Here is a 12,521-nt window from a genome sequence, read left to right on the forward strand (position 1 = left end):
TATATGCTTAAAATTAAAACTTCGCATTTATTTTTTTTAATTATTTCATTTATTTTTATTTTTATTTCTCCATATATTTTTGGAGATTATGGCTTAAACATTCTTAATCAAATTACTATTTTTATTATTTTAGCTGTTAGCTATAATCTTATTAATGGAGTAACAGGACAATTTTCATTAGAACCTAATGGTTTTGTAGCTATTGGTGCTTATGTGGCAGCTTTGATTCTTTTAAGCAGCGATGCAAAAAATGATCAGTTTTTTTTAGATGGACCTAGTGCTTTTATTTTGGCTATACATTCAAATTCTTTTTTATTAGCTTTATTTGCAGCTGGATTTTGTGCAACTTTACTCGCTCTTATTTTATCATTTGCTGTATTTCGCGTAAGGGGTGATTATTTAGCTATTGTAACTTTAGGTTTTGGAATTATTATAAAAATCATAGCCATTAATTTCCCTTCTATTACTAATGGTTCAAGGGGGCTTGTGGATATCCCGCAATTTTCTACTATTTATTGGACAGGTGGTATTGCTGTTGTGGCTGTTATTTTAATCTTAAATATAGTTTATTCTAAATATGGTCGTGCTATGAAAGCTATAAGAGATGATGAAGATGCTGCAAATGCAATGGGTATTAATACTTTTTGGATTAAAACTTTAGCTTTTGGTACTTCAGCATTTTTAGAAGGTCTTGGCGGAGGGCTTTTAGCTTGTCTTTTAACAACAGTATCTCCAATGCAATTTGATTTTTTACTTACTTTTGAACTTTTAATTATTATTGTTTTAGGTGGATTAGGATCAACTACAGGTGCTATTATAGGTTCGGTTTTGGTAATAGGTGGAAGTGAATGGCTGAGATTTTTGGATGAACTAAATATAAAAATAAATTTTTTAAATCTTCATATTGAATCAACTCCAGGTTTTAGAATGGTTGTTTTTTCTTTGATATTAATTTTAGTGATGCTTTTTGCAAGAAAAGGAATTATGGGATATTATGAATTAAGTGATTTATTAAAAAAGATTGGAAAATGTTTTAATGAAAAAAGGGGTAAGAAGTGATTTTAGAATTAAAACAAATTTCAAAAAATTTTGGTAATGTTAAAGCTATTAATGAAACTTCTTTTAAAATTTATGAAGGAGAAATTTTTGCTTTAATTGGTCCTAATGGTGCTGGTAAAACAACTCTTTTTAATATTATAACAGGCAATTATAAGCCTAGTTCGGGTTCAGTTGAATTTTTAGGACAAAGAATAGATCATTTAAAAGCCCATAAAATCGTTCATTTGGGTATAGCTAGAACTTTTCAAAATATTAGACTTTTTTCTAGTATGAGCGTGCTTGAAAATGTATTAATCGGTTTTAATAAACAAATGAAATATAATGTTTTAGAAGCTTTTTTACATTTAGGACGTTTTGGAAAAACGGAAAAAATATTTAAAGAAAGAGCTTATGCTATTTTAGAAGAACTTGGTATTGCATCCTTAGCTTTTGAAAAAGCTACCAGTTTAAGCTACGGGCAGCAAAGAAAAGTCGAAATTGCAAGAGCAATGGCAACTCAACCTAAGTTATTGTTGCTTGATGAACCTGCTGCTGGCATGAATAGTTCTGAAAGTGATGATCTTGCTGAACTTATTTTTAAATTAAAAAAAGATTATAAAATGAGTATTTTATTAATAGAACATGATATGAAATTTGTAAATAAACTTTGTGATCGTGTTCTTGTGCTTGATTATGGAAAAACAATTTTTGAGGGAAAGCTTTGTGATGCTATTAATCATAAAGAAGTTATAGGTGCATATTTAGGGGATTTTGATGCTTATAGTTAAGGATTTACACGTTTATTATGGTTTGATTGAAGCAGTTAAAGGTATTAATTTTAAAGTGCAAACAGGTTGTATTGTTTCGCTTATAGGATCAAATGGTTCTGGTAAAACTTCGACTTTAAATGCACTTTTAAATTCAGTTAAAAAAACAGGAGAGATTACTTTTTTAGGTTTTGATACTAAAAGACATTCAACTCATACTTTGGTGCAAAAAGGAATAGCTTTAGTGCCTGAAGGAAGACGCGTATTTATTAATTTAAGTGTAGAAGAAAATTTAAAAATAGGTGCTTTTAATAACAGTGAAAATTATGAACATTTAAAAGAACAAATGTATAAAATTTTTCCAAGATTAGCAAGTAAAAAACATGCTTTAGCTGGAACTTTGAGTGGAGGGGAGGCTCAAATGCTTGCAATCTCAAGAGCTTTAATGAGTGAACCAAAACTTTTAATGTTAGATGAACCTTCTTTGGGTCTTGCTCCAAAAATAGTAGGAGAAGTGTTTGATATTATTGTACGTTTAAAAGAAGAAGGTATAACTATACTTTTAGTAGAGCAAAATGCTTATTCTGCTTTAAAAATAAGTGATTATGCTTATGTTTTAGAAAATGGTTATATAGTTATGGAAAATGAGGCTAAAAATTTAATAGGTAATGATGAAATTAGAAAAAAATATTTAGGATTGTGAGATTTAAGGATAAATAATGAAAAATATAATAAAAAGTATAGGAGATTTAAGAGTTTCTATTATATTATTTTTACTTTTTGCATTTTTTTGTGCTTTGGCAACTTTTATTGAAAGTGCTTATGGAAGTCCAACTGCTTGGGCTATGATATATGATGCTTTTTGGTTTGAATATATACAGCTTTTACTCGGTATTAATCTTTTATGCGGTATGTTTTACTATAAAATGTTTAAGATGAAAAAATTACCTTTGATAATTTTTCATCTTTCTTTTTTGTTTATTTTAGTAGGGTCTGTTATGACACGATATGCTGGCTTTGAAGGTATTTTAGCAATCAGGGAACATACTCAAAATTCATCTATAGAAAGCTCTAAGACTTCTCTTAATTTTTTTGCTATTAAAGATGGGCAGCATTATAGTGTTGTTAATGATCGTTATATTGGAAATTTGCCCTTTGCTAATTTTTTTAAACTAAAGCTTCAATTAGATGATGAGGCTGTGTTAAAGTATAAAGATTTAATTTTAAATGCTCATTATATTTATAAAGAAAATAATACTTCTGAACCTTTGCTTGTTTTAATGCTTTCTCAAAAAGCGCAACAAGGCGTTGATCTTAAATTTCAAAAGGGCGAGGTTAAAAATATAGGAGGGGTTGATTTTGCTTTCATGAATGATAATGTTAAAGCACCCTTTGTTAAAATTGATGAAAATTTAACTTTAAGTTCGAGTGAAAATTTACATTTTTTAAATATGTTAGATGGAAGCAATTTAAAACTTGAATCTGGAGAAAAAGTTAATGTTAGAGAAAAAAGACTTTATGAAATAAAAGATATCAACTTTGTTGTTAAATTTGCTTCTTTGCATGCAAAAGAAGTTTTAGAAGGGTCTAATAGACCTCAAGATGAAAGTTTTTGGTTGTGGTTAAAATCTGTAGGATTGGAATTAGTTAGAACCATGTTAATTTCTACTTTTGGTGAGCCTCAAAATTGGAAAAATTCCTTATTATTACATTTTAAAGAATTTGCATTAAGCAATGAAAATAATATAGAATTAACAGGAAATAATGCCTTAAAATTAGAATTAAGTTATAAAAATGAAAGTAAAGAATTTTATGTTTTTGAATACAATAAACCTGTACTTGTTGAACTTGCAGGACAAAAATTCTTTGTTTCTTGGGCACTTTCTTATAGACAATTACCTTTTGATATTTATTTAAAAGATTTTATTTTAGATCGTTATCCAGGATCTATGTCTCCTTCTTCTTATGCGAGTGAAATTACTGTAAAGGATCGTAATAATAGTTTTGACTATAGAATTTTTATGAATAATGTTTTAGATTATGATGGTTATAGATTTTATCAAAGTTCTTATGATCAAGATGAAAAAGGTACGGTTTTATCGGTTAATAAGGACCCAGGTAAAATTCCAACTTATATAGGTTATTTTTTACTTTGTTTTGGTATGTTTGCTAATTTTTTAAATCCATATTCTAGATTTAGAACCTTAGCACGATTAATTAATAAAGATACTTTAAAAAATACTAGTGCTATTTTGGTTTTTTCATTAATACTTTTAGGAATAGAAAAAACTTTTGCTCAAGATAATTTAACTTTGCCTGTAGTAAATGCAGAACATGCTAAAAATCTTGCAACTTTAATAGTTCAAAAATCATCTGATGGAAGAATGGTTCCTTTTGATACTTTATCAAAAGAAATTTTAGAAAAAATTCATCAAAGTCAAACTTATAAAGGGCAAAGTTCTAATGCTATTATGCTTTCTATGTTGATTAATGTGGATAAATGGCAAATGGAGCCTTTTATTTTAATGCCACAAAATAAAGTTGTGCGTGATGCTATTGCCAATATTTTACTTGTTCCTAGTACCAAATATATTGCCTATAAAGATTTTTTTGACAATAATGCTAATTATAAGCTTAAAAAATATGTTGAAAATGCAAATCGTAAAAATCCTAATGCAAGAGGAATTTTTGATAAAGAAATTTTAAAATTAGATGAAAGAGCTAATATTGTTAATTTAATTTTTAGCGGCGAATTGTTTAAAATTATTCCTGTGCAAAATGATCCTAACAATGTTTGGCTTGCTCCATTTTCTGCTGTAGTAACCCTTAAAGGAGAAGAAAGATATCAAGTTATAGCCTTAATACAAAATTATTTTAGCACGGTTGAAGAAGCTTTTAAGGATGAAAATTGGACCAAGGCTGATCAAGCCTTGCGCTTTATTAAAGAATATCAAGAAAAAATAGGATACAAAGTTATGCCTAATCAAACAAAGGTGCAAATGGAAATTTTTTCAAATAAAGCAGAGATTTTTTTCAAACTTGCTCCTATATATTTAATTGCAGGTTTTTTGCTTTTAATTCTTGTTTTTTCAAAAATGATCATGCCTAATTTAAAAATTGTTTTTATATTTAAAATAGTATATATTTTAAATATTTTAGCCTTTGTTTTACATACAATAGGACTTGGAATTCGTGCTTATTTATCTGATCATGCCCCATGGAGTAATGGTTATGAAAGTATGGTTTACATAGCTTGGGCTTTATCTTTATCTGGTATCTTTTTTTCTAGAAAAAGTCCTATAGCCTTATCATTGACTTCGATTTTATCAGGGGTTGTGTTAATGGTTGCGCATTTGAGTGAAATGAATCCACAAATTACAAATCTTGTTCCTGTGCTTAATTCTTATTGGCTTAGTATTCATGTATCTGTTATTACTGCGAGTTATGGATTTTTAGGGCTTTGTGCCTTGCTTGGTATCTTTACTTTGCTTTTAATGTGTTTTCTTAAAAAAGATAAACAAGTTAATATTAATATTTTAAGGAATATTACAGAAGCAACAAGAATTAATGAAATGGCTATGATTTTAGGACTTTGTTTATTGACTACAGGGAATTTTTTGGGTGCGATTTGGGCTAATGAAAGTTGGGGAAGATATTGGAGTTGGGATTCTAAAGAAACTTGGGCTTTAGTTAGTATTCTTGTTTATGCAGCTATTTTGCATCTTAGAATGATTCCAAAATATTCTAATCAGTTTATTTTTGCCTTATGGAGTATGTTTGCTTATTGGGTTATTATTATGACTTATTTTGGTGTAAATTATTTTTTAACAGGACTTCATTCTTATGCAGCAGGTGAAGCAGCGCAAATTCCTAATTATGTTTATTGGGGTTTTGCACTTATGATAGTGTTGGCTCTTTTAGCAAGAAGAAAGCGTGATTTAATAGCTAAATTATAAAATATAAAGAATTTTGCTAAGTTTTATGTAAAAGCTTAGCGAAAACTTTATACGATAAGCAAAATTATTTTTTTACATATAAATAAGTAGCTAAAGAATGTATAGTGGTGCGCTCAAGAGGATTCGAACCTCTGACCTTTTGAACCGCAATCAAATGCTCTATCCAGCTGAGCTATGAGCGCAAAAATGAGTTAAAATTATATATAAATTTCCTTAAAATAAACCAAAATTTTACCTATTAGTTTGACTTTTATGTATTTTGTCTTAATATAATTTTTATTTGTTTTATGTATTATTTTCTTCTTTTGGTATAAAATTCTTTTTTAAATTGTGAAAAAGAATTTGAAAGTATTGCTTTTTGCATTTGTTTTGTAAGTTCGAGATAATAATATAAATTATGTAAACTTGCTAAACGAAAAAAGGTTAATTCTTTGGCTTTAAAAAGATGGTTTAAATAAGCGCGTGAAAAATTACGACAAGTATAACAAGAACAAGTTTGATCTATGGGTTCATGATCGTTAATAAATTCGGTCTTTTTGATATTAAATTTGCCAAAATTTGTGAAAAAAGTTCCATTTCGTGCATTTCTTGTAGGCATAACACAATCAAACATATCAATCCCACGTTCAACATTTTCTACTAAATCTTCAGGTGTACCAACACCCATTAAATATCTAGGACGGTTTTCATCCATAAAAGGATTTAAATTTTGTACGGTTTCATACATTAAAGAATTTTCTTCTCCAACACTAAGCCCTCCAATTGCTATTCCATCAAAAGGCATTTCATTTAAAGCCAAGGCACAGCGTTTTCTTTCTTCATAATCTGTGCCACCTTGAATAATACCAAAAATATTTTGCTTTAAGCCTATACCTTGATTTTGCATAATTTTATGATAATTAATAGCTTCTTTAGCCCATGCTATAGTTCTATCTACAGAAATTTTTATTCTTTTTTTATCTGCAGGCAAGGCTATTAAATCATCTAATATCATCATAATATCAGAATTAAAATCATATTGTGCATTTAAGACATTTTTAGGGGTAAAAAAATGGCGACTACCATCAATATGGCTTTTAAATTCTATGCCTTCATCAAAATGTTTGGAATTTTTACTTAAAGAAAAAGCTTGAAATCCTCCACTATCTGTTAAAAAACTTCTATTAAATTTTGTAAAACCATGTAATCCTCCTAAATCTTTTATGATTTTAGAACCTGGACGTAAATACATATGATAGGTATTGGCTAAAATAATTTTTGCATCAAGTTCATTTTTAATATCATTAGCATCAAGGCTTTTTATGGCTCCAAGTGTGCCAACTGGCATAAAAATAGGAGTTAAAAAACTACTATGTGCTGTATTTATTTGACAAACTCTAGCCATATTATCTTTATACTTTAATTTAAATTCCATTTGTTATAATTTCCTTTTTTGGAGTGAAGTGATGAATAATATTTTAATTATAATAGATGGTATTTTAGCAAAGCATTTCTTAGAAAGGCTTTGTCTTGAAAAAGGATTGGGATATTTTTTTACTATTATATGTCACAATGCACAGAAAAATAATTTAAATATTTTTGGTGAAGATATTGATTTGTATTATTTTGATCCTACAAGTGTAGCGCGTCTTGAAAATATTATGACTAAAGATTTTAAGCAAGCTTTTATTTATATGCAAGATGAATTTGAAACTAAAAAAAGTTACGAAGCTTTGCGTTCTTTAGATCCAAATTTAGAAATAGAAATAATGGATTTTTGGGGTTTAAGTATTAATGATGCGCATACTAATTTAGCTGATGCTAGAATGACTTTAAGTCGTAGATTTATGGATTTCTTGCCAGATATAGCTTTAACTGCTCAATATATAGGTTTAGGATTGGGCGAAATCATGGAGGTGAAAATTCCAGCAGGTTCTATCTTTGCTTATAGACACATTAGTTCTATACAGCAAAAAAGATGGCGCATTGTTCTTATTTATAGAAATTCTAAAATTTATTTTGTTAAACCTTCTTTTGTTTTAGAGCCTAATGATAGTATTTTAATTGTTGGAGATCCTGTTGTCTTGCAAAGTATTTTTCATAATATCAGAGAAAAATCAGGACAATTTCCTATTCCTTTTGGCAATAATATTTTTGCTTTAATTGATATGAAAAATATGAGTGAAACAATACAAGAAAAAATATTAAATACCACTTTGAAATTAACTCAAAAAATTAATGCAAAGAAATTTTTTATTCATGTAATTAATCCTAGTTTAGATCCTATGTATAAAAAATTGAAAGAATTTTCCTATGAAAAACAAGGAGTATTTTTTGATTTTTTTCATACAGATTTTAAACAAATTTATACACAATTACAAAATCAAGATATTGGTTTAATTATTACTGATATAAATAATTTTGAAAAAGAAAAAAAAGTTTTTTTTGATTTGAAAATACCTATTATGAAAATAGGAGAAAAAGAATTTGATCAGATTAAAGAAGCAATTATTTTAAGTGCAAATGAAAGTGAGCTTGAAAATAATGCTAATGTGATTACTGATTTAAGTAAACAATTAGGTTTTGAAGTGATTTTATATTATTATAATCCTAATTTGCAAAATACTAAAGATATGGAAGAATATTTTAGAAGCTTATCTAAGCTTTATGATAAAAATATACAAATTATTAATAAAAGCGATGAAAATCCTCTTTTAAATTTGCAATATCGCCAAAATTTACTACAATTTATAAGTTTTGAAAAAGAATTGTTAAATCGTAATTTTGGTAGAAGTTTAAGTATGAATTTAAATAGACATTATTATAAAATGAGACAAAATTATCAACTTTTTATACCAGTGGAATAAATAATTAATTAAATGTGATAGAATAAAATTAAAAAAGAGTGTTTGATGCAAATAGAAGTAAAATTAAAACAAAATCCTTATAAAGTGTATATTGATGAGCTGGAAAATTTAGAATTTGATACTAAGGTTTTTATACTTTCAAATCCTAAAATTTCAGGTTTTCATTTAAAAACATTATTGGCCAAAATCAAGGCAAAAGATCTTTTTATTGCGACTATAAAAGATGGAGAAGAATATAAAAATTTAGCCACTATAGAAGAGATTTTAAATCAAATGTTTAATTCTAAACTTGATAGAAAAAGTGTACTTATAAGTTTTGGAGGAGGAGTTATTAGCGATATGGGTGGATTTGTGGCTAGTATTTACCAAAGAGGAATTCAATTTATCAATATTCCAACAACTCTTTTGGCTTGCTTGGATGCTGCAGTAGGTGGAAAAACAGGTATTAATAATCATTTTGGTAAAAATCTTATTGGCACCTTTTACCAACCAAAAGCTGTATATTGCCAAAGTGAATTTTTAAAAACTTTAAGTTCAAAAGAACTTAGTGCTGGTATGGCTGAATTTATTAAAATGGCCATTATTTTTGACAAAAATTTGCTTGATTTTATAGAAAGTCTTGATCAAAAGAGTTTTTTAAATGCTAGCTGTAAAAATGAAATTTTTACTCAAATTATTGCTAAAGGGGTAGAACTTAAAGCAAAAATTGTAGAATTAGATGAAAAAGAATCAAATCTTAGAATGCTTTTAAATTATGGACATACTTTTGCTCATGTTATAGAAAAACTTACAGATTATAAAATTTATTTACATGGTGAAGCTGTTGCTATAGGTATGAATATGGCTAATCGTTTAGCTTTAAGATTAGGATATTTAACTAAGATAGAATGCCAAAGAATAGAAAATATTTTGCTTAAATTTGATCTACCTATTTATTATAAAATAAATCATATTGATGAATTTTATGAAACTTTTTTTATGGATAAAAAAAGTGTGAATAAAAATCTTAATTTTATTCTTGCTAATCCTTTAGGTCAAGGTCTTATTAAAAGCGATATTTCTAAAGAAGATATTATAGCAATTTTAAGAGAGTTTCAATGAAAAAAATTATTATTTTACTTGTTTTTGTAATGAGTCTTTTTGGTGATATAAATCGCACTATGATTAATGATATTAATGAAAACATTAAAACTTTAGATGCAGTTATTAGTGCTAGTATTTGGAATATACGTTATGAAAATTTTATAAAATATCAAGATATTAATGATGAATTAATTATATTAAATCTTAGTTTAAAAAAAATTTCTGATATACACCAACAAGAGGAATTAAAACGTAAAATAGCTAATTTAGAAGAACAATTAAGTTTGCTTAAAGAATATAAAGCTTTAAATTTTGCTCAAAGTCTTAGTACGCCAAATAGTATAGAAATACTACCTAAGCTTACTAATCCTTTAGCTATTATAGGTGCTTTTTCTCATATTAAAAAATTAAAAGGAGAAAAAGAAGAATATGCTTTTAAATTTAATGATTTTAAAAATTTAGTAGATAAGATTAGAGAAAAAAATTTAGAACTTAGAGAATTAGTTGAACTAAAACCCAATGTTAAAAATATTAAAGCATTAAAAGCATCGGATAAAAAATTAGAAGAATTTGATCAAGCTTTAAATTTTGCTAGCGTTTCTTATTCTGTTTATGAGAAAAAAATTGATGAAGAGCTTGCAAGAGTAAGTGCTGAGATTAAGGTGCAAACTTTAAGAGCTATTAATATATTTGTTGCTATTATTATTGTTATAGCTATAGCTTTTATGCTAAAATTTATTGTAAAAAAATATATTAAAGATCACGAAAGATATTATACTGCGACTAAAATTATTAATTTTGTTAATATTAATATTATTTTTCTTATTTTATTATTTGCTTATATAGAAAATATTACTTATTTAGTAACTATACTTGGTTTTGCTTCTGCGGGTTTAGCCATAGCCATGAAGGATATGTTTATGTCTATGTTAGGTTGGTGTGTAATAGTTTTTGGTGGTAGTTTTAGAGTAGGAGATCGTGTAAAAGTTTTTCAAAATGACACTATGTATATAGGTGATATTATAGATATTTCTTTTTTACGTATCACGCTTTATGAAGATCTTACACTTGAAACTTATAGTAAAAATCGCCGCAGCGGGCGTATCATATTTATACCTAATAATTTTGTTTTTACTAATTTACTTGCAAATTACACCCATCATGGTATGAAAACAGTACTTGATGGTATAGATATAAGCATTACTTTTGATAGTAATTTAGATAAAGCACAAGAAATTGTAGAAAATATAGTTACACGTAATGCTAAAGGTTATACTGAGCTTGCTAGAAAAAGCATGGCACGTTTGCAACATGAATATAATATTAAAAACCCTAAAGTTGAACCAAGGTTTTTTATGTTTTTTGAACATTGGGGAATGAGAATTTCAGCTTGGTATATGACTAATGCCTATGCAGCTTTAGTGCTTAGAAGTGCTATTAGTAAAGAGATTATAAAAGAATTTAATAAGCATGAAGATATTAAAATTGCTTATCCTTCTCAAAATTTATATTTAAAAAGTTTAAATCAAAATTCTTTTGAGAATGATAATAAAATGTATTTTCATATAAAGGACAAAGATTGAAAGAAAAAGTTTTTTTTAAAACTTTTGGATGTCGCACAAATATTTATGATACCGAACTTTTAAAAACTTATATAAAAGATTATGAGATCACAAATGATGAAAATATGGCACAAATTATTGTGGTTAATTCTTGCACGGTAACAAATGGGGCTGATAGTGGTATTAAATCTTATATTAATACTATGCAAAAAAAAGGTATTAAAATTATACTTACAGGTTGTGGAGCCCAAAGCAAGGGTAAAGAGCTTTTAAATAATAAACAAGTTTTTGGTGTTTTTGGAGCTTCTAATAAGCATAAAATTAATGATTTTTTAGGATTGCAAACAAATTTTTATGAGCCTGGAGATTTAAATTTTATCGATAAAGATATAGTTTATGAATATAAAAATCATACAAAAGCTTTTGTTAAAATTCAAGAAGGTTGTGATTTTGCATGCTCTTATTGTATTATTCCTAGTGTAAGAGGTAAGTCAAGAAGTGTTGATGAAAGTGTACTTTTAAAACAGGTAGAAATTTTAGGAGAAAAAGGTTATAGTGAAATCGTTTTAACTGGAACAAATATAGGATCTTATGGTCTGAAAAAGGGTACAAGTTTAGGTAAGCTTTTGCAAAAAATGGGAAAAATTTCTAGCATAAAACGTATAAGATTGGGTAGTTTAGAACCTGCACAAATTGATGAAAGTTTTTTAGAAATTTTAAATGAACCTTGGCTTGAAAGGCATTTGCATATTGCTTTACAACATACAAGTGAAAAAATGCTTCGTATAATGAGAAGAAGATCGCACACAAGTGATGATTTAAAACTTTTTAATACTATAGCTAGTAAAGGTTATGCACTAGGAACTGATTTTATAGTAGGTCATCCAGGGGAAAATGAAGTATTATGGAAGGAAGCTTTAGAGCATTTTAAAGCATTTCCTTTAACTCATATTCACGCTTTTATTTTTAGCCCTAGAAATAATACTCATTCTGCTACCATGACAAATACTATTAATGGTGCTTTAGCTAAAGAAAGATTAAATACTTTAAAAACTATAGTAGATAAAAATAATTATGAATTTAGGTGTAAAAATCGTATTCCACTTGAAATTTTAATAGAAAATAAAAAAGAAGATTTTTTTGAAGGTTATGACCAGTTTTTTAATAAAATTAAGCTTAAAAGTGATCATAATATAATTAAAAAATGGATTACTCTTTCTGAATATGAAGTACAAGAAAAATTTAATTTTGCAAATTTAAAAGGTTAGT

At 27.2% G+C, this 12,521-nt stretch carries 9 protein-coding genes and 1 tRNA gene; 8 read left to right on the top strand and 2 right to left on the bottom strand.

The window, feature by feature from the left end:
* Positions 1–3: 3 nt before the first annotated feature.
* The 4 genes from A2J15_RS01875 to A2J15_RS01890 are packed head-to-tail and all read left to right on the top strand — an operon-like array spanning position 4 to position 5,761.
* A complete protein-coding gene (locus A2J15_RS01875) occupies positions 4–1,059 on the top strand; it encodes a branched-chain amino acid ABC transporter permease (protein ID WP_066779524.1) in 1,056 nt (351 codons plus the stop codon).
* Complete coding sequence (locus A2J15_RS01880) at positions 1,056–1,826, top strand: ABC transporter ATP-binding protein (protein WP_066779527.1); 771 nt, start codon at positions 1,056–1,058, stop codon at positions 1,824–1,826. The genes A2J15_RS01875 and A2J15_RS01880 overlap by 4 nt, the downstream gene beginning before the upstream one ends.
* Positions 1,813–2,508 (top strand): ABC transporter ATP-binding protein, encoded by a 696-nt coding sequence (locus A2J15_RS01885; protein WP_066779530.1) that lies wholly within the window; start codon positions 1,813–1,815, stop codon positions 2,506–2,508. The genes A2J15_RS01880 and A2J15_RS01885 overlap by 14 nt, the downstream gene beginning before the upstream one ends.
* Before the next feature lie 16 nt (positions 2,509–2,524).
* Positions 2,525–5,761 carry a cytochrome c biogenesis protein gene (locus A2J15_RS01890; RefSeq protein WP_066779534.1) on the top strand — a complete coding sequence of 1,079 codons (3,237 nt, stop codon included), beginning with the start codon at positions 2,525–2,527 and terminating at the stop codon, positions 5,759–5,761.
* A 105-nt stretch (positions 5,762–5,866) separates the two neighbouring features.
* Here the strand turns inward: A2J15_RS01890 and A2J15_RS01895 are convergent.
* Both A2J15_RS01895 and tgt read right to left on the bottom strand, forming a co-directional pair.
* Positions 5,867–5,943, bottom strand: a tRNA-Arg gene (locus tag A2J15_RS01895).
* A 110-nt stretch (positions 5,944–6,053) separates the two neighbouring features.
* Positions 6,054–7,175, bottom strand: a complete 1,122-nt coding sequence (gene tgt / locus A2J15_RS01900) for a tRNA guanosine(34) transglycosylase Tgt (RefSeq protein WP_066779536.1) — start codon at positions 7,173–7,175, stop codon at positions 6,054–6,056.
* A gap of 31 nt (positions 7,176–7,206) precedes the next feature.
* Here tgt and A2J15_RS01905 point away from each other — a divergent pair, with 31 nt between their 5' ends.
* Genes A2J15_RS01905 through mtaB form a run of 4 tightly spaced genes read left to right on the top strand, consistent with a single transcriptional unit; the run spans position 7,207 to position 12,520 of the window.
* Positions 7,207–8,607 (top strand): COG3400 family protein, encoded by a 1,401-nt coding sequence (locus tag A2J15_RS01905; protein ID WP_066779539.1) that lies wholly within the window; start codon positions 7,207–7,209, stop codon positions 8,605–8,607.
* 45 nt (positions 8,608–8,652) lie between these two features.
* On the top strand, positions 8,653–9,708 hold the full coding sequence (aroB, locus tag A2J15_RS01910; RefSeq protein WP_066779544.1) for a 3-dehydroquinate synthase: 1,056 nt from the start codon (positions 8,653–8,655) through the stop codon (positions 9,706–9,708).
* Positions 9,705–11,273, top strand: coding sequence for a mechanosensitive ion channel family protein (locus tag A2J15_RS01915; RefSeq protein ID WP_066779546.1), 1,569 nt, complete (start codon positions 9,705–9,707; stop codon positions 11,271–11,273). The genes aroB and A2J15_RS01915 overlap by 4 nt, the downstream gene beginning before the upstream one ends.
* The gene (mtaB, locus tag A2J15_RS01920; protein ID WP_066779551.1) at positions 11,270–12,520 is read left to right on the top strand and encodes a tRNA (N(6)-L-threonylcarbamoyladenosine(37)-C(2))-methylthiotransferase MtaB; all 1,251 of its coding nucleotides are present in this window, start codon (positions 11,270–11,272) and stop codon (positions 12,518–12,520) included. The genes A2J15_RS01915 and mtaB overlap by 4 nt, the downstream gene beginning before the upstream one ends.
* Position 12,521 lies beyond the last annotated feature (1 nt).

Source organism: Campylobacter hepaticus, from assembly GCF_001687475.2.
Classification (GTDB): Bacteria; Campylobacterota; Campylobacteria; order Campylobacterales; family Campylobacteraceae; genus Campylobacter_D; species Campylobacter_D hepaticus.

Excerpts from the sequence above, each read along its gene's own strand:
- A2J15_RS01890 (WP_066779534.1), top strand. The coding sequence starts at position 2,525 with ATGAAAAATATAATAAAAAGTATAGGAGATTTAAGAGTTTCTATTATA.
- A2J15_RS01875 (WP_066779524.1), top strand. The coding sequence starts at position 4 with ATGCTTAAAATTAAAACTTCGCATTTATTTTTTTTAATTATTTCATTT.
- tgt (WP_066779536.1), bottom strand. The coding sequence starts at position 7,175 with ATGGAATTTAAATTAAAGTATAAAGATAATATGGCTAGAGTTTGTCAA.
- A2J15_RS01885 (WP_066779530.1), top strand. The coding sequence starts at position 1,813 with ATGCTTATAGTTAAGGATTTACACGTTTATTATGGTTTGATTGAAGCA.
- A2J15_RS01905 (WP_066779539.1), top strand. The coding sequence starts at position 7,207 with ATGAATAATATTTTAATTATAATAGATGGTATTTTAGCAAAGCATTTC.
- aroB (WP_066779544.1), top strand. The coding sequence starts at position 8,653 with ATGCAAATAGAAGTAAAATTAAAACAAAATCCTTATAAAGTGTATATT.
- A2J15_RS01915 (WP_066779546.1), top strand. The coding sequence starts at position 9,705 with ATGAAAAAAATTATTATTTTACTTGTTTTTGTAATGAGTCTTTTTGGT.